At 40.8% G+C, this 17,404-nt stretch carries 17 protein-coding genes; 7 read left to right on the plus strand and 10 right to left on the minus strand.

The genetic code is table 11. The annotated features are described in order from the left end of the window. Nucleotides 1-85: 85 nt before the first annotated feature. Nucleotides 86-319: a DUF2007-related protein gene (locus tag DXA54_RS07155; RefSeq protein WP_004299777.1), complete on the plus strand. Its 234-nt coding sequence runs from the start codon at nt 86-88 to the stop codon at nt 317-319. Here DXA54_RS07155 and DXA54_RS07160 read toward each other — a convergent pair. Further along, complete coding sequence (locus tag DXA54_RS07160; protein WP_008649595.1) at nt 288-1,436, minus strand: pyridoxal phosphate-dependent aminotransferase; 1,149 nt, start codon at nt 1,434-1,436, stop codon at nt 288-290. The genes DXA54_RS07155 and DXA54_RS07160 overlap by 32 nt on opposite strands. Before the next feature lie 105 nt (nt 1,437-1,541). On the opposite strand from DXA54_RS07160, the gene proB reads away from it, so the two are divergent. The 5 genes from proB (at nt 1,542) to DXA54_RS07185 (ending at nt 7,712) form a co-directional block, all read left to right on the plus strand. Further along, nucleotides 1,542-2,624, plus strand: a complete 1,083-nt coding sequence (gene proB / locus DXA54_RS07165; RefSeq protein WP_008649592.1) for a glutamate 5-kinase — start codon at nt 1,542-1,544, stop codon at nt 2,622-2,624. Nucleotides 2,625-3,094: 470 nt separating this feature from the next. After that, nucleotides 3,095-4,120 carry a hypothetical protein gene (locus DXA54_RS07170; RefSeq protein WP_120079139.1) on the plus strand — a complete coding sequence of 342 codons (1,026 nt, stop codon included), beginning with the start codon at nt 3,095-3,097 and terminating at the stop codon, nt 4,118-4,120. Nucleotides 4,121-4,154: 34 nt separating this feature from the next. After that, complete coding sequence (locus DXA54_RS07175; RefSeq protein WP_004299773.1) at nt 4,155-5,201, plus strand: hypothetical protein; 1,047 nt, start codon at nt 4,155-4,157, stop codon at nt 5,199-5,201. A gap of 226 nt (nt 5,202-5,427) precedes the next feature. Continuing rightward, a complete protein-coding gene (locus tag DXA54_RS07180) occupies nt 5,428-6,684 on the plus strand; it encodes a glutamate-5-semialdehyde dehydrogenase (protein ID WP_004299772.1) in 1,257 nt (418 codons plus the stop codon). 71 nt (nt 6,685-6,755) lie between these two features. Then, nucleotides 6,756-7,712: an acetylornithine carbamoyltransferase gene (locus DXA54_RS07185; RefSeq protein ID WP_120079140.1), complete on the plus strand. Its 957-nt coding sequence runs from the start codon at nt 6,756-6,758 to the stop codon at nt 7,710-7,712. 33 nt (nt 7,713-7,745) lie between these two features. On the opposite strand, the gene DXA54_RS07190 is transcribed toward DXA54_RS07185, so the two are convergent. The 7 genes from DXA54_RS07190 to rpmH form a co-directional block, all read right to left on the minus strand. After that, the gene (locus DXA54_RS07190) at nt 7,746-8,138 is read right to left on the minus strand and encodes a rhodanese-like domain-containing protein (RefSeq protein ID WP_120079141.1); all 393 of its coding nucleotides are present in this window, start codon (nt 8,136-8,138) and stop codon (nt 7,746-7,748) included. Between the two features lie 14 nt (nt 8,139-8,152). Next, entirely contained in the window at nt 8,153-8,854 is a 702-nt protein-coding gene (locus DXA54_RS07195; protein WP_004299769.1) for a hypothetical protein, read from the minus strand. Continuing rightward, nucleotides 8,851-9,999, minus strand: a complete 1,149-nt coding sequence (locus DXA54_RS07200) for a 1-acyl-sn-glycerol-3-phosphate acyltransferase (RefSeq protein ID WP_004310509.1) — start codon at nt 9,997-9,999, stop codon at nt 8,851-8,853. Before DXA54_RS07200 ends, DXA54_RS07195 begins: the two co-directional genes overlap by 4 nt. Before the next feature lie 100 nt (nt 10,000-10,099). Continuing rightward, a complete protein-coding gene (locus DXA54_RS07205) occupies nt 10,100-11,074 on the minus strand; it encodes a D-alanine--D-alanine ligase (protein ID WP_004299767.1) in 975 nt (324 codons plus the stop codon). Continuing rightward, nucleotides 11,071-12,144 (minus strand): RluA family pseudouridine synthase, encoded by a 1,074-nt coding sequence (locus tag DXA54_RS07210; protein WP_004299766.1) that lies wholly within the window; start codon nt 12,142-12,144, stop codon nt 11,071-11,073. The genes DXA54_RS07205 and DXA54_RS07210 overlap by 4 nt, the downstream gene beginning before the upstream one ends. A gap of 26 nt (nt 12,145-12,170) precedes the next feature. Then, a complete protein-coding gene (locus DXA54_RS07215; protein ID WP_032842956.1) occupies nt 12,171-12,824 on the minus strand; it encodes a PASTA domain-containing protein in 654 nt (217 codons plus the stop codon). A 370-nt stretch (nt 12,825-13,194) separates the two neighbouring features. After that, nucleotides 13,195-13,353, minus strand: a complete 159-nt coding sequence (gene rpmH / locus DXA54_RS07225; RefSeq protein WP_004299762.1) for a 50S ribosomal protein L34 — start codon at nt 13,351-13,353, stop codon at nt 13,195-13,197. A gap of 192 nt (nt 13,354-13,545) precedes the next feature. Here rpmH and efp point away from each other — a divergent pair, with 192 nt between their 5' ends. Next, a complete protein-coding gene (gene efp / locus DXA54_RS07230; protein WP_004299761.1) occupies nt 13,546-14,112 on the plus strand; it encodes an elongation factor P in 567 nt (188 codons plus the stop codon). A gap of 70 nt (nt 14,113-14,182) precedes the next feature. On the opposite strand, the gene DXA54_RS07235 is transcribed toward efp, so the two are convergent. Both DXA54_RS07235 and DXA54_RS07240 read right to left on the minus strand, forming a co-directional pair. Next, nucleotides 14,183-15,583, minus strand: a complete 1,401-nt coding sequence (locus DXA54_RS07235; protein WP_004299760.1) for an alkaline phosphatase — start codon at nt 15,581-15,583, stop codon at nt 14,183-14,185. Nucleotides 15,584-15,744: 161 nt separating this feature from the next. Then, nucleotides 15,745-17,340, minus strand: a complete 1,596-nt coding sequence (locus DXA54_RS07240; protein WP_004305037.1) for a DUF6377 domain-containing protein — start codon at nt 17,338-17,340, stop codon at nt 15,745-15,747. Between the last annotated feature and the right edge of the window lie 64 nt (nt 17,341-17,404).

The following is a 17,404-nucleotide window of genomic DNA, read 5'->3' on the forward strand; positions in this document are numbered from 1 at the left end:
ACACTTACTTTATTTATCCAAATTTTGCCGTTTTTTTGCGAGTTCTTTGTATATTTGTAGATAACAACCCCTAATAAGTAAGATCATGAAAGAAGAAGATTATAGCAAGGCAATAGAAGTATTCTCCGGATCCCCCTGGGAAGCCGAGATCATTAAAGGGTTATTAGAAAGCAACAATATCCGTTGTGTAATCAAAGATGGAATTATGGGGACATTAGCACCCTATATCGCTCCTTCCGTATCCGTCCTCGTGACAGAGGAAGAATACGAAGCAGCTACCGAGCTTATCAGAAGCCGGGACGAAAAAGGTAGCGATTGATACGGTCCAGTCCTTCTTTGATATTCTCCAATGAGTTTGCATAGGAGAAGCGTACATATCCTTCACCTCCCGTACCAAAGTCCACCCCGGGAGTAATGCCGACATGCGCATGTTCGAGTACATCGAATGCAAAGCGATAAGAGTCGGTAGTAAATTTGCGTGCGTTGGCAAAAATGTAAAATGCTCCTTGAGGTTCTACTTTAATCTCAAACCCCATTTCCCGAAGACGAGTAATCATGTACCGGTGACGCTCATCATAAATCTGTTTCATCCGTTCCACATCCGAATCAGCCTGCCGCAATGCAGCAATCCCAGCCTGTTGGGCAACGCTGGACGCACAAATAAATAGATTTTGCTGCAACTTCTGCAAAGAACGCATACAAGATTTAGGTGCAATCAAATAACCCAGCCGAAGACCTGTCATCGCAAAACGTTTAGAAAATCCGTTCAAGACAAAAGCCTGATCGGTATATTCAAGAATGCTGTGCGCACGCCCTTCATAAACAAGTCCGTGATAAATCTCATCCGAAATAACAGGAACTCCCAGTGCCGCCACTTCCCTCAAGAATTTTTCATCCAGCAACATTCCGGTCGGATTCATCGGAGAATTAATAAAGATAGCCGCTGTATGTGGATTCACACATTTACGAATAGCTTCTATGTCGTATTGCAAATATTCCTTAGACAAAGGAACCAAAACGGGTTTAGCCTGGGTAGCCAATACAAAATTACGGTAACAAGCATATCCCGGATTGGAAAGAATCACTTCGCTATCCGTGTTGCAGAGCAACATCAACGCAAGAAGAATGGATGGAGAAGAGCCGGAAGTCACCACAATGCAATCCGGATCTACCGTCACTCCATATTCCCGTAGATAAAAAGCAGCAATTTCCCGCCGGAGTTCCGGGTCCCCCAAAGAATGTGTATAGTGAGTAAGATGACGATCATAAGCCGCTTTTGCTGCTTCCGACACACAAGACGGTACATCAAAATCGGGTTCACCAACTTCCAAATGAATAATATCAACACCTTGTTTCTGTAATTCGTTTGCCCTCTCCAACACATCCATTACGATGAAGGAGGTCATCTGTTCTACTTGTGGATTTGTATGTTTCATTGTTTATCTTTTCTCTATCTAGCTGCAAAGATAATTCTTTTCAGCCTGTTTTGGTAGCATATCGGCAAAAAGCTCTATATTTGTGCTTTCAAATCGTTAGTAAGGATGAAACAGGAATTTACACGAATCGCAGTAAAAGTAGGAAGCAATGTATTGACACGCCGCGACGGAACGCTGGACGTTACCCGTATGTCGGCACTTGTTGACCAGATAGCGGAATTACATAAGTCCGGGGTAGAAATCATTTTGATTTCTTCGGGAGCTGTTGCTTCCGGACGCAGTGAAGTGCATCCGCAGAAAAAACTCGATAGTGTAGATCAGCGCCAATTATTTTCTGCTGTGGGTCAGGCCAAACTAATCAACCGTTACTACGAACTTTTCCGTGAGCACAATATACCTGTCGGCCAGGTACTGACAACGAAGGAAAGTTTTGGAACTCGCCGCCATTATCTGAATCAGAAAAATTGCATGACGGTAATGCTTGAAAATAATGTCATTCCTATTGTCAACGAAAACGATACGATTTCCGTCAGTGAGCTGATGTTCACCGATAATGATGAATTGTCCGGACTCATCGCTTCGATGATGGACACGCAGGCACTCATTATCCTAAGTAATATTGATGGGATTTACAATGGTTCTCCTTCCGATCCAAACTCTTCTGTTATCCGGGAGATCGGTCACGGCAAAGACTTATCCAACTATATTCAGACAACTAAGTCCAGTTTCGGACGGGGGGGGATGTTGACGAAAACCAATATTGCCCGCAAAGTTGCTGATGAAGGAATTACAGTGATTATTGCCAACGGGAAGCGGGATAATATTCTGGTAGATTTATTACAGCATCCTGAAGAAACTCTTTGTACACGTTTTATACCATCAGACGAACCGGTATCCAGCGTCAAAAAGTGGATTGCCCATAGCGAAGGGTTTGCCAAAGGGGAAATTCACATCAACGAATGTGCGACAGAAGTTCTAAACTCTGAAAAGACTGTCAGCATCCTCCCGATTGGAATCACTCATATTGAAGGTGAATTTGAGAAAGATGACATTGTACGTATCATGGACTTTCAAGGAAACCAGGTTGGCGTTGGAAAAGTGAACTGTGACTCCAAACAGGCACAAGAAGCGATTGGCAAGCATGGAAAGAAACCAGTAGTACATTATGACTATCTATACATTGAATAATTAATAATAAGAATTTCTGTTTTATCCGATTTTAGACTAAAATTAGCTTGTTTCTGTACGGTTTTCACCACAGAGTACACAGAGGTGAATCTTGTTCATGACTGCACGGTAATAAACTGTTTCATCCTATTCTAGCAAGGGGATATTCTCACTGCAATGAGAAAAAGTTCTCATTGTAATGAGTATTTCTTCTCATCCCTATGAGTATTTTTTCTCATAGGGATAAGTATAGTTGAGAATGTTTACGGAAGTTTTTTTGAATTATAATTGTATGAGTTTACCTCATTTCTGCACCCAAATGAAGCTCTTATTCAGGTAGAATATTAGCTTCTTTAGTGAAGATAAGCGCTTTTATTTTCAGTTATATAATGTATTATAGATAGACATCTGCAACATAAATACAGGGACTTTATTTGCAAAAAACTATTAATAGCAGTATATTTGCCCTCTAAACAAACAATATAATCCCCATGCTACTAAAACATTGGAACCTTATACTCATATTTTTAACATTCTCAATTATATCTTGTGAGAGCAGTAAGAATGAACCTGAAGTAAACAGTACACCGTCATTTCCTGTCGGCAGAGAGTTTAATGTCAGTTTAAATATAGCTCCTTTTCTTGAAGTAGCCGAACAACCTTTAAGCCGTTCCACCTCCACGGTGGCTGACGGAATATATGCAGTTAATGTTTTTTGGAAAGGAAAAGGCCTGACTTCTTTTCAGCCCTATGCTTCAGGCCTTTTCGATAATCCATATCGAGTAAAAATCGGGTTAATCGAAGGATATGTGTATCGCTTTGACTGCAGCTTCCTGGGATATAAAGACCGCCCATATTATACAATACAAAGTGACAACATACTTTATGGACTTCCTTTTTCATCTACTCTGCAGAAAGAGGTGAACGGGTTAGTCAACAACGATCTAAAGATTTCAATCAATCCCCTGAATATCAATGGGGCATTTCACCAACATATTTACAAAGGAGAAATGCATATAAAATGCGATAGTACTAGTACTCACCCTACCGTCAAACGCTTTTTCGGCAGTGAGCAATTGGACTTTTCAAATCCCAATATGAATACCTCCGTTTCAATGACATTGAAACGTGCTTATTATTCTATACAATTCGTTACAGACGAACTTGCACCGGGTGACTCCATCAAAATTAAAGCAGCGGACGTTGCTCCATTTTATCTACTATATTCCAAAGATGGAACATCCCGGACGGAGGAACGAATTATCTCTATGTACGATATATCCGACTATTATACGGCCAAACTTAAGGAAGAAGAAACAATCGCTTTCACTATTTCCTACCGCCCGGCCAATGAAGAGAAATGGTATTCTCTATATACCAATCAGAGTATTAAAATGAAAAGAAACAAAAAGAACATAATCAAAATAGTCAAGATAGATGAGCATATAGGGGATGCTACTATCTCTTTTGGTGAAGAAGCAGAAATGGAAGAATCAGAACAAGAAATAGGGAAATAATTATCATACTCAACAACTACTAAAAAAGATTCATATGAAAATCAAACATCTTATGATCGCAGGCTGTCTATTCACAGCTTTTACTCTACAATCATGTATTAAGGAGAAAGATCTGTATCAGGCACCTCCTACTACGTATTCCGAACTTAACTTACAACTGGACGGAGACTACCTCTCAACCGAACTGCCCATGGCACGTGCTACAACTCCAACCAAAATTAATGAAAGTGAAACATTAGTGGGAATCGCCATTACCATGACACCCAAAGAGGGACAGAATCCATCTTCAAAACCATACGCTTATGGTATTTTCCAGTTAGACAAGGCGAAAGATCCCAATAACCTAAAAATAAAAGTTATTGATGGATACACTTACCGCATCTCTTGCTCTATGATTGCAAATGCAAAGGACTCAATCATAAAAGACGAAAAAGGCTTCTTCGGAGCCCCTTTCGATTTGGAACGTAGCGGAAAAATCAAAGGGGAATGCCTGAACAAATTCCTGACTGCCGAACAAGCAGATGGAATCAAATTCTTATACAACATTGAAAACCCGAGAATACAAACGAGAAACGGATCACAAGACGCCTGCAACCGCCCGTTCATCGAACGTTATCATGGATTAAACGATAAAGTGGAAGTGACAGATGGCATGCAAAATCACATAATGCTCTATCGCCGTTTTTTCGGAGTAAAATTCAAACAAACAGGTTTAGAGAAAGGACGTCTTAGAATAAAACTTGAAGACGCACCAAGCATCTATTTGAATGCTAATGCAGATATTCATAAGACTGTTGAATCTGAATTAAAAATGGTCAGCATGAGAAATCTCACTGCCAATATACCTACTGGTGATAATCAACATTTAACAGAGAATGTAAAAGTGGAAGTATTTTGGGAAGAGACTCCAGGAGCAGAAGAAAAGACAATCATCAGTAGCAGTATCACATTCAAGAGAAACTATACCCATTCTATCGCACTAACCAATATTGAACATATAGGAACACCTAGTGACATAGGAATTGAAGTCGAATCAGGAGAAATGGGAGAAGATATTGAACAAGACATTCCATGGCAATGAGATAATGCCAAATAGGAGTTCGAATAACAAGCACTATACCAATATAGTGCATAAATGAAAAATACGAGATTCAGAATTGAGTCTCGTATTTTTTTAGTATTAATCTTGTAAAAAAACCAGTGAATAAGTAAAGAGCAACATTTATTTCTATTTTCAACAAGTTTTATTCACATCATTCACTATATTTGCATAGTTTATCTTTCCATTTAATGCAAAAAAGGAGCAAATGACTACAAATTTAAACGAGACCTTTGCCGCTGTACAAGTAGCAAGTCGGGAATTAGCCCTGCTGAATGATAATGTCATCAATCAGATTTTAAATGCAGTAGCTGACGCAGCAATTGCAGAAACACCTTTCATTCTTTCAGAGAACGAAAAAGACCTCGCACGGATGGACAAAAATGATCCGAAGTACGATCGGTTGAAACTGACGGAAGAACGTTTGAAAGGTATTGCCGCAGATACACGCAATGTAGCAACACTCCCCTCTCCTTTGGGTAAAGTGTTGAAAGAGAGTGTTCGTCCCAATGGAATGAAGTTGACGAAAGTCAGCGTTCCTTTCGGAGTCATAGGAATCATTTATGAAGCACGCCCTAATGTTAGCTTTGATGTTTTCTCCCTTTGTCTGAAGAGCGGAAATGCCTGCATATTGAAAGGAGGAAGTGACGCCGATTGTTCCAACCGGGCCATCATCAGTGTGATTCACAAAGTATTGAAGAAGTTCAAAATCAATCCGCACATTGTAGAATTACTTCCAGCTGATAGAGAGGCTACGGCAGCGTTACTGAATGCTGTGGGCTACGTAGACTTGATTATCCCCAGAGGCAGCAGCAGTCTTATTCATTTCGTACGCGAGAATGCAAGGATTCCTGTCATTGAAACAGGAGCAGGTATCTGTCACACTTACTTCGATGAATTTGGGGATACAAACAAGGGAGCAGACATTATTCATAATGCAAAGACACGTAGAGTTAGCGTATGTAATGCATTGGACTGCACCATTATACATGAGAAGAGACTGGCCGACCTCCCTCTGATTTGCGAGAAACTAAAAGACAGCCATGTCATTATTTATGCTGATCCGCAAGCTTACCAGGCATTGGAAGGCCGCTATCCTGCCGAGCTCCTGGAACATGCAAAAGCAGAAAGCTTCGGCACGGAGTTTCTGGATTATAAAATGGCTGTCAAGACTGTAAAGAGCTTCGAAGATGCCTTAGGACATATTCAGGAAAACAGTTCTAAACATAGCGAGTGTATTGTTACCGAGAACGGGGAACGTGCAGCTTTATTCACCAGAATCGTGGACGCAGCTTGCGTATACACCAATGTGTCTACCGCTTTCACTGACGGGGCACAATTCGGATTAGGAGCCGAAATCGGAATCAGCACGCAAAAGCTACACGCACGCGGTCCGATGGGACTGGAGGAAATCACTTCTTACAAATGGGTCATTGAAGGAGATGGACAAACGAGAAGAAATTGAGACTATACCTATATGTTAAAAATCAAACAAGGTTTTGAGCGAAGCTAATTAAAAATTAAAAAATAAATGATATGAAGAAATTTACTTGTGTACAGGACATTGGCGATTTAAAATCAGCCCTTGCAGAAGCATTCGAAATCAAAAAAGAGCGCTTCAAATATGTAGAACTGGGACAAAACAAGACTTTAATGATGATCTTCTTCAACTCTAGTTTACGTACCCGCCTCAGCACACAGAAAGCTGCCATCAATTTGGGAATGAATGTAATGGTACTGGATATCAATCAAGGTGCATGGAAATTGGAAACTGAACGTGGCGTAATTATGGATGGTGATAAACCGGAACATATATTAGAAGCCATTCCGGTTATGGGATGCTATTGTGATATCATTGGAGTACGCTCTTTTGCCCGTTTTGAAGACTGTGACTTTGACTATCAGGAAACTATTATCAATCAATTCATCCAATACTCCGGACGTCCTGTCTTTTCGATGGAAGCGGCAACACGCCACCCATTACAGAGCTTTGCCGACCTGATTACCATCGAGGAATACAAGAAAACAGTACGTCCCAAAGTAGTTATGACCTGGGCTCCTCATCCACGTCCATTGCCACAGGCTGTTCCTAATTCCTTTGCTGAATGGATGAATGCAACGGATTACGAATTTGTCATCACTCATCCCGAAGGTTATGAGCTTGATCCGCAATTTGTAGGTAATGCAAAAGTAGAATATGACCAGATGAAGGCCTTCGAAGGAGCCGACTTCATATATGCCAAGAACTGGGCTGCTTATTCTGGCGACAACTATGGACAGATATTAAGCAAAGATCGTGATTGGACTGTCAGCGACCGCCAAATGGCAGTTACCAACAATGCTTATTTCATGCATTGTCTTCCGGTTCGTAGAAATATGATTGTGACAGACGATGTCATTGAAAGTCCGCAATCTATTGTGATTCCGGAAGCTGCCAACCGTGAAATCTCGGCAACTGTCGTTCTGAAAAGGTTATTGGAAGGACTGAAATAACCCCAAAAAATAAAGTGCTGATAAATCAGCACTTTATTTCTCTATTTCTTTACCTGCTTCCTGCCAGAAATTAAATCCCTTATCAAGCTCAAAAACTTTATATCCCTTCTCGCTCAAAATTGCCGCAGCCTTCTTGCTTCGTTTTCCACTGCGACAATATACAGCCACCGGTTTGTCTTTTTGCAACAAAGAATCAGCCATTGAAGCAAAAGAGTCATCCATCACATTGATGTTGATCGTCTTCGTGATATGCCCCTCCGAATATTCCGCAAGTGTACGAACATCCAGACGTTGTATATCCTCATTCTGAATAAGAGAATCAAACTCCTCTACATTCATTGATTGAAAATCCCCTTTCTGCTGACAAGAGAAAAGGGAAGAGAGAAATAAAAATATTCCCACGATTAATTGATTCAATTTAAACATATACACTCCATTATTCAATTCTGTCCCGGAGTATAGTCAAACCCAGGATCACAGTACTTATCAGATTCTATCGGAGAACCATCCTTATCGTACGTATAATATTTAAACTTTACCTTTATCGTCCGACCCGGATTCTCTTCATCTATATATTGCGCCAAAGGAACAGAAATGTAAGCACGCCGATTATAGTATTCTCCATCACTGTTCGCATCATGGTATAACAACATATTCACAATGCCATTTGTTTTAAGTTCGGACACATCTTCCACTATACCGAAAACATGTCCCTTGCCCGTACTGACCTTGAGATTCAAAATCATATTCAGATAATCCCTTCCAAGCCAGATACTGACCATCTCTACCGGATCTAGCTTTATACCGTCCTTGTAAATCGGATCATCTTCCGGTTTAGGTACCGGCGTTATGAGCGATTGCAAAGAATATATAGTAGCAGTGTTCTCACCGGAAAGCACCTCATAGTTACTCATTACACGTCTGGAAGTGTTTGGAGAGATAGTAGAACCCGTACGGTCTTCCGAAACAGTCAAGACTTCTCCCTTATCAGGAATAAGCGTTTGTATGCGACCGTCTTCTCCGGCCTCTACAGTCACAAATTCCAGTTTCACCGAAGGATAATAATAGTCATCATCTCCACAGGCAGTCATCAGGAAAAGCAATCCCCACAACCAAACAACATGTAATTTTCTTCTTTTCATCGGCAAGCTGCTAAATAATTAACTAACGGATTGGAATACATTAATAACAACTTCTCACGCAAAAAGTCTTCATCCTTATTCGGAATCTTGATCTTTGCCAATTGTTGTTCAATATAGTTCATAAACTGCTGTTTCTCTTCTTCCGTGTAATTGGACACGAATTCCGTTGTGCCATTCAGCCAATCATACGCCACATAATTTCCCGGATATATCCGGTAATTACGATGGATGCGGCGATCAAGACAGGCAGAAATACGGGCAAACAAATCCGGTTTCGGCAACGAACGGTCCAAGCTTTGCAAGTCATCATTCAAACAAGGAGCAACCTGAAAATGTACCCTGCCTTTATATCCGAAAAGACCTGTCTGCATATTAATCAAATCGTCCTGTGTCGTCTTTTTATATCCTTCGATGTCTCTCTTCAGCTGAAACTCTTGCGCTTTCAGAAAATCACACGGATCATATTCGTATGAAATAGCAAGCGGAGCAATATTCATTTCCATCAGGCGGTCTATCAAATCGCCTTCACCTCCCATTGCCAACATTTTCAATACACTGTCTTGTGTACGGTCATTCGAATCTTTTGCACGTCCTTCACGCTGCGCAATCCAAATAGACTGATTCTTCTCTGAAATGGTGTAATGCATATAACGGGACATACGCGCTGAAGATTCCAACATTTGCCGCATGGTCAACGCCCGCTGTACAATAAATGATTTATTGACACGCACCAGTTTCTTAATCCAGGGATAAATAAGCAAATTGTCGCCAATCGCAATTTCTACCGTATCCATTCCCTGGTCAATCAACAAAATAGAGAGAAAGCCCGAATCAAGAATAATATCTCTATGATTCGATATATACGTATAAGCTTTACTTTTATCCGGTATGGCGGTATGATCCAGTGTCAGTCCGGCAGTATGATCTGCCGCTATCTTCCACAAAATGCCATAACAAAATGCCTCCTGAAAATCAAGCTTAGTCTTACAGGCACGCATTTTTTGCGCCAGAAGTTCAAATGGAACGTTCGGTATAGCACCGGTAGCAGCTTTCTGAAAAGCCGGATCGGCAATCAGTTCCTCAAAGATTTGAGGAAGTTCCTCATCATTGTAAGGACGAATTTCATTAAACTCTGTCAGATCCATAAGTCTCAAGTATTATGTGCTCAAGTATTAAGTAATAAGTATAAAGTATTAGACTGCGTACAAACCGCATGGTTAATACTTTATACTTGATACTTAATACTTAAAACTTGTTTTCAATAATATCAGTCATCACATCCTTTATATCCAGTCCGGCTGCACGCACTTGCTGGGGAATAAAACTGGTAGTAGTCATTCCCGGAGTAGTATTTACTTCGAGAAGATTCAGTTTTTCACCGGCAGTTATAATGTAATCTACACGGATAATGCCGGAACAACCTAATATATCATAGATAGCTGAAGTCAGCATCTGTACGCGTTTGGTCAATTCATCCGAGATACGCGCAGGAGTGATTTCATCTACCTGTCCATTATATTTAGCATCATAATCAAAGAACTCATTGTGCGTCACTACTTCCGTAGGTGGAAAGATGACCGACTTCTCTTTTGTCTTATAACAGCCGCAAGTCAGTTCCGTTCCGTCCATAAACGCTTCAACAATCACCTCTTCCGCTTCTCCGAAAGCTTTAACAATGGCCGGTTGTATTTGTTCTTTTGTCTTCACTTTCGTAACTCCGAAACTCGAACCTCCCAGACTAGGCTTGATAAAACAAGGCAGGCCAATCTTTTCCACTACTTCCTCGTCAGAAACCGATTGTCCTTGGCGCAACAACAATGATTCGGCAATGCGCACTCCAAAAGCCTTCAGATATTGATTGCAGGTAAACTTGTCATAAGTAATGGCAGCCGCCAACACTCCACAACAGGAATACGGAATACGCATCATATCAAAATAGCCTTGCAGCCTGCCATCCTCACCCGGCGTACCGTGGATGGTGATATAAGCAAAGTCGAACACAACCTTCTCCGTTCCGTTCGTAAAACTAAAGTCGTTTCTATCCACCGGCACTTTGTTTCCGTCCGGTAATTGTACTTCCCAGCGACGGCCTTCCATCTCCACGATATACAAATTATACTTTTCCTTATCAATAAAGGAATAAATACCCTGTGCGCTACGCAGGGAAACTACGATTTCAGAGGTATCTCCTCCTGCTACGATAGCGATGTTGCGTTTCATTCTAATTCTCTATTACTTATATAGCCTCTCCACTTCTCGATAAGCCGGGTCATGTCATCCGGAAGTTCGGAAGTAAAATACATCTCTTCACCTGTGACGGGATGCACAAACCCCAATGTCATAGCATGCAAAGCCTGTCGGGGACAAGTGTCAAAGCAATTATTTACAAACTGTTTGTATTTACTAAAATGGGTTCCTTTCAGTATCTCATGACCGCCATAGCGTTCGTCATTGAACAACACATGACCGATATGTTTCATGTGGACACGAATCTGATGAGTACGTCCTGTCTCAAGTATACATTCCACAAGGGTTACGTACCCCAGTCTTTCCAGTACGCGGTAGTGTGTAACGGCATGTTTGCCCACTGTCGGATCGGACATCACCGCCATTTGCATCCGGTCTCTCGGATTACGGGCAATATTACCGACAATCGTTCCTTCATCCTGTTCCATAACACCCCACACCAAAGCACGATATTTGCGTTTGGTAGTCTTATTAAAAAATTGAATTCCCAGATTTGTTTTGGCATCCGGTGTCTTGGCAATCACCAGTAAGCCTGAAGTATCTTTATCGATGCGATGAACAAGTCCCACGTGCGGGTCATTGGCATCATAATCCGGTATATCCTTCATGTGCCAGGCCAGCGCATTGACCAGCGTGCCGTGATAGTTTCCGTGTCCCGGATGCACGACCAATCCCGCCGGTTTATTCACAACCATCAGATAAGGGTCTTCATAAACGATAGTAAGGGGAATATTTTCAGGAATAATTTCATTTTCATAACGGGGACGGTCCATCATCACCGTAATGACATCCAGCGGTTTCACTTTGTAGCTACTCTTCACCGGTTTGCCATTGGCCATAACGAATCCGTCTTCGGCAGCCTTCTGAATACGGTTGCGCGAAGCATTGACAATACGTTCGAACAGATATTTGTCGACTCTGACCATCGCCTGTCCCTTGTCTACAACCACGCGGAAGTGTTCGTAAAGCTGGGATTCGTCACCGACAGGTTCTATATCATCCAAATCATTCTCCAGTTCATCCGGAAGTTCTTCCTCTATCATGCGAGTCCGTTTCTGTTATTTATCTATTAAAACCAACTATCATCTTGAGTAGGTGATGATTCCGACGTAACCGGTTTCTCCGTATCCACGGAAACATCAACCGAGTCCTCTTCTTCCGACATATCACCGGAGCCGTCTCCCACCATCAATGTCAAAGAAGCTCCCAAAGGAATCTTTTCTCCGGCAGCCAACTGACGTCCCTGATACTTCACGCCGTACACCCAGTCTTTCTCACCATTTACCAATTGAATCTGATTCAGTTTAAAACCGGCATTCAGTAACTTGGCCTGTGCCTGGCGGAGCGAGCTGTTGTCCGCCACATCGGGAATGGCACGTAAAGGGACATCCAGGGTATTGACTGTCAGGTATACTGTACGTCCTTCCTTCACTTTTTCACCGGCTCCCGGTTTCAGTTCAAGAATGATACCCGCTGCTTTATCTTTGACATATTTGGTATCAGAAATCACATATACCAAACCGTGATTCCGGAACATCTTCGTAGCTTCTTCCACTGTCATTCCCTTCACATCGGGAACTACCACGCTTTCACCATGATGTGTATGTATATCAAGCCATTTCAACACACCAAATATCATCACTACCATCACCACAATCATGGCGATAATATTCACCCAGAAATATTTATTGGTTTTAAAAGAAAAGAATTCTTTAATAGTCATACGCATTGCTGTTAATATGCGCCAAAGATACGACAAAATAGTTGAACTTTTAAAAAGTAGGCGATGAAAAATGTCCCTACCTATTATGCAAAGACGCTTATCATCGCCAGAATTGCTGCAACTATAATCCCCACTCCTATAGATTTCAACAACCTTATTATAATGATACGGGGTTTCATGTCCCGGATATACTCTACCATCGCGTATGTTCGTTTATGAGTTTTATTTAATCTCACAAAGAAAAGCAAAAAGTCATAAATAAGAGCAAACAATACCGCTTTTTAACATACTATCCCCTTGAAAAACAGAGAAACAAAAAAGGCGAAGATTAAATTCTCCGCCTTTTTTGTTTCCTGATGACAAGTGATTATCACTTTTGTCCGTTGTACTCATCAGAAACAGTCAGTTTCTTTCTGCCTTTCGCACGACGAGCAGCTAATACTCTACGACCATTAGCCGATGCCATTCTCTCACGGAAACCGTGTTTGTTCTTTCTCTTTCTGTTAGAGGGTTGAAATGTTCTTTTCATTACTGTATCTTGTTTTTATGTTATTATTCTACGTAATCGGGTTGCAAAAATAGGCACTTTTTTTAAATTAACCAAGAGATAACTCATTTTTGCTCAAAAGTTTTTGTGTTTTTTACCGATTTAGATTACTTTTGCAGTCGAATTCCTGCGAAAACAATTAAATAACAATAATATAATAAGAAAAATAGCAGTATGATTAATGCTCAAGACATCAAAAACGGAACTTGTATCCGTATGGACGGAAAGCTCTATTTCTGTGTAGAATTCCTGCATGTAAAACCAGGTAAAGGTAACACTTTTATGCGTACTAAACTGAAAGATGTAGTTAGCGGATACGTTCTCGAACGCCGTTTCAACATCGGTGAAAAGTTGGAAGATGTACGTGTAGAACGTCGTCCATACCAATTTTTGTATAAAGAAGGAGAAGATTATATCTTTATGAACCAGGAAACATTCGACCAACATCCTATCGCTCACGATCTGATTAATGGTGTTGACTTCCTGCTCGAAGGTTCAGTATTGGAAGTTGTTTCTGATGCTTCTACTGAAACTGTACTTTATGCAGACATGCCGATCAAGGTTCAGATGAAGGTGACTTATACAGAACCGGGCATGAAAGGTGATACAGCTACTAACACACTGAAACCTGCAACTGTGGAATCAGGTGCAACAGTACGTGTTCCTTTGTTCATCAGCGAGGGTGAAACAATCGAAATCGATACTCGTGACGGTTCTTACGTAGGACGTGTGAAAGCATAATTTGCAAAAACATATAAAAATAGCCGGGAGTCCAAGGACTTCCGGCTATTTTTATATTCATACAGTTCTATTATTTATATCCTGCAGCTTTCGCAATTCTTTTAGGAATTTCTGTATTGTCAATCTTCTCACCAAACAGTTGAGAACCTGCACCAATAGCAAATACAGGAACATAACCGGCAGAGTGCCCGCCACTTACCCAACCTATCATAGCGATTTCATCCATCACTTCCTTTGCACGTGCAGCCATCGGTTCGCTCTTAGAGTACATACTTTCAGCAAATACGACTTTATTCTTCACGAATGATTTCTCAAATTCATCACGCAACGTCTTTTCCTGTTCCCAAGAAAGAGGGAATTGTTTCCAGAAGCCCATTTCTTCGCCGAGGAATGTTTTCATGTCCTCCCAAGTGACTTTATTGCCTTTTGATTTTCTCAATTCACTGATACGTTGTGAAAGTCCGTCAGCAGAATGTTTCTGATATTGCAATGCTTTCAGGTTCAACGCATATTTTCCCGTACCGAGCACGATACCACCTGTTTCATGGTCTGCGGTAATCACAATCAGCGTTTCTTTCGGATGTTTCTTATAGAATTCATAAGCTACTTTGATGGCATTATCCATGTCTTTCACTTCGTTGAACACAGTAGCGGCGTCATTAGCGTGGCATGCCCAGTCTATTTTACCTCCTTCTACCATCAGGAAAAAGCCTTTATTATTGCCTTTAGTAAGAAAGTCAATAGCACTTTCCGTAATTTGTGCTAATGTCAAATCATTCTCTTTGCGGTCAATAGCATAAGGCAGACAAGAAGGATTGGCTCCCTCTTCCTGAATCAAGATCATCTTTTCTGCTTTTGCAGCTTTTGCCTTATAGTCATTGTAACCACGTGCTACTGTATATCCTGCCTCTTCAAAAATAGGGAAAATGCTCGGAGCTTCTTTCTTGTCATAAGTGGTGGTAGGTTTCAAGAAACCACCGCCTGCATAAAAATCGAAATTGGCTTTCGGCAAATCAAGAGCAATTTCATAATTCATATTACGATCGGGTTGATGTGCATAAAATGCGGCAGGAGTAGCATGATCCACACTGACAGAAGTCGTTACGCCCACCTTTTTTCCTGCTTTCTTTGCTTTTTCTGCGACAGTCTGAATAGCATTTTTATCTTCTCCTACAGAAATAGCGCCATTATAAGTTTTCTTTCCTGTTGCCAATGCAGTACCTGCAGCTGCAGAGTCTGTTACTGAATTTTTAGCAGAGAAAGTGGTTGCTACGGTAGCAACCGGAAATTGAGTAAATAACAAAGGCTCGACTCCAATACGACCATTTTGAATTTCCGCCTGATACATCTCCGTACCATTTACTTGATTGACTCCCATTCCATCTCCGATGAAATAGAATACGTACTTTGCCTGCCCGTTGGCTACAACGGAGATAAGGACAAAGAACAGTGTGTAGACTAACTTTTTCATTTTCTAGTATATTTATTTTAGATTAGTTGTCTACAAAGGTAGAAAAAAAAGAGAGATGCACAGTGGATTATTGAACACTAAAAGTAGATATTTGCTTTATACACAAGCATTATTGGCTCGTATATTACGAAGTAATAACATATTGCTATCTGTGAATAACATTATAGGTTCATTACATTCTGCTCGAACATATCTTTATCTCCGGCAGCTTTATTACGCATCCGGCTACGATAATTATAGATAGTTGCCAAAGAATAACCGAGAAAATGAGCAATCTTGTTACTGTCTACTACTCCCAGACGGATAAGGGCAAAGATACGAAGTTCTGTTGTCAGAAGTTCATCGGATTTAGGATACACTCTTCCTTCTTCTACCAGCAAATTATTGAAAGCTGAAATAAAGTTCGGGAAAAGTTTCAGAAAAGACCTGTCGAACTCATTATAGAATTCATCCCGCTCATCCCGGATAAACTGTTCGGACTTGATAGCTTTAAACAAATCTTCGATACGCGATGCCATTGCCAATTTTGCCAATGAACGACGATAAGTTTCCAGTTTGTCGAGATAGTTGACACATCTGTCCAGATAGCGGGCGATATAGACTTCTTTTATTTTTCCGGTTTGCTCCAGTTCCGCGTTGACCGCAGACATTTGTTTATTAGCCAGACTAAGATTCCGCCGCATAACAGACAACTTCTTCATCCAACGATATAGATAGAAAATAGCAATCAGAAGAAACAAAGACAACAAACTGACACTAATCAACATAGCGCGGGAAACGGCACGTTCTTTTTCTTCTTTTAATTTATACGCCTTGTCGATAATCGGAAAAAACTCCGTCACCTCAATAAACCGCAAACGGGCATTACACGCCACAGCATCTTCCATCGAGCAACTCAAGTATTTGTAGGCACGGTCAATATCTCCTGATTCATACATCAGATGCGCGAGTTTCTGCAATGAAGCATACTCCCTCACCGGAGTTTCCAGATCCGCAATGGCAGTCAGAATCAGATAGTAAACTTCTTTTTCGATATCTTTCTTCATACTATAAGCTTCGGAAAGAGTATAATAAATATATACTTTCTGACGTTCATCCTGAATTTCTTTCAAAGCATTGTTCAGCATATCCACAGCGACATCGGCTTTCCCGTTCATTATGCATTTTTCGGCTAAAACAATCGTTTTGTTTGCCTCTGGAGGCATCGCAGCAATAATGGAATCTCTATATAAATCGGTTTTCTTCAAATACTTTTCTTTTTCATTCTTATTGGTCGTATAATCTGCTAACCACCCGTAGCAGGCACGATACGTCTGATAATAAGATAACCGAGTCCACTCATTCAATTTTTTAGGATCAATCCTCTCCAACTGTTCAATGGCTTCTATATACATTCCCATTACTCCCATTACCGTAGCACGATTAATGATGATCTCATACTCCAATTCCGGGCGGTTCAACAATGGAAGGATTTCCATCTCACGGTTAATATAATATAAGGACGAGTCTGCCTGATAATGCAAATAAGCACCAAAAAGAGAGGCATATAATTCATATTTTCGAACAGGATCAGTAGAATGGGCAAGTTCTAATTTCAAGTTATTAATCTCTTTCTCTTTCCGAATCTGGAAAGTCTCTTTCTTGCTTATAACTTCATCCAGCTTTTTAAGAGCAGCCGCATTATCCGTATGCATTGCACACAACGAAAAAGGAAAGAGCAAAAGAAGAAATAGCATATAAAGGGTTAGATTTTTCATAAGGTTCCTTTTTAAAGATGTTACAAATATAAGAAATATAGTAATGAAAACGAAAAATATGGGT

The sequence above is a fragment of the Bacteroides sp. OF03-11BH genome, from assembly GCF_003604005.1.
Lineage (GTDB): Bacteria > Bacteroidota > Bacteroidia > Bacteroidales > Bacteroidaceae > Bacteroides > Bacteroides ovatus.

Excerpts from the sequence above, each read along its gene's own strand:
- DXA54_RS07175 (WP_004299773.1), top strand. The coding sequence starts at position 4,155 with ATGAAAATCAAACATCTTATGATCGCAGGCTGTCTATTCACAGCTTTT.
- DXA54_RS07205 (WP_004299767.1), bottom strand. The coding sequence starts at position 11,074 with ATGAAACGCAACATCGCTATCGTAGCAGGAGGAGATACCTCTGAAATC.
- DXA54_RS07240 (WP_004305037.1), bottom strand. The coding sequence starts at position 17,340 with ATGAAAAATCTAACCCTTTATATGCTATTTCTTCTTTTGCTCTTTCCT.
- rpmH (WP_004299762.1), bottom strand. The coding sequence starts at position 13,353 with ATGAAAAGAACATTTCAACCCTCTAACAGAAAGAGAAAGAACAAACAC.
- DXA54_RS07180 (WP_004299772.1), top strand. The coding sequence starts at position 5,428 with ATGACTACAAATTTAAACGAGACCTTTGCCGCTGTACAAGTAGCAAGT.
- efp (WP_004299761.1), top strand. The coding sequence starts at position 13,546 with ATGATTAATGCTCAAGACATCAAAAACGGAACTTGTATCCGTATGGAC.
- DXA54_RS07170 (WP_120079139.1), top strand. The coding sequence starts at position 3,095 with ATGCTACTAAAACATTGGAACCTTATACTCATATTTTTAACATTCTCA.
- proB (WP_008649592.1), top strand. The coding sequence starts at position 1,542 with ATGAAACAGGAATTTACACGAATCGCAGTAAAAGTAGGAAGCAATGTA.
- DXA54_RS07235 (WP_004299760.1), bottom strand. The coding sequence starts at position 15,583 with ATGAAAAAGTTAGTCTACACACTGTTCTTTGTCCTTATCTCCGTTGTA.
- DXA54_RS07200 (WP_004310509.1), bottom strand. The coding sequence starts at position 9,999 with ATGGATCTGACAGAGTTTAATGAAATTCGTCCTTACAATGATGAGGAA.
- DXA54_RS07195 (WP_004299769.1), bottom strand. The coding sequence starts at position 8,854 with ATGAAAAGAAGAAAATTACATGTTGTTTGGTTGTGGGGATTGCTTTTC.
- DXA54_RS07190 (WP_120079141.1), bottom strand. The coding sequence starts at position 8,138 with ATGTTTAAATTGAATCAATTAATCGTGGGAATATTTTTATTTCTCTCT.
- DXA54_RS07160 (WP_008649595.1), bottom strand. The coding sequence starts at position 1,436 with ATGAAACATACAAATCCACAAGTAGAACAGATGACCTCCTTCATCGTA.
- DXA54_RS07210 (WP_004299766.1), bottom strand. The coding sequence starts at position 12,144 with ATGATAGAGGAAGAACTTCCGGATGAACTGGAGAATGATTTGGATGAT.
- DXA54_RS07155 (WP_004299777.1), top strand. The coding sequence starts at position 86 with ATGAAAGAAGAAGATTATAGCAAGGCAATAGAAGTATTCTCCGGATCC.
- DXA54_RS07185 (WP_120079140.1), top strand. The coding sequence starts at position 6,756 with ATGAAGAAATTTACTTGTGTACAGGACATTGGCGATTTAAAATCAGCC.
- DXA54_RS07215 (WP_032842956.1), bottom strand. The coding sequence starts at position 12,824 with ATGACTATTAAAGAATTCTTTTCTTTTAAAACCAATAAATATTTCTGG.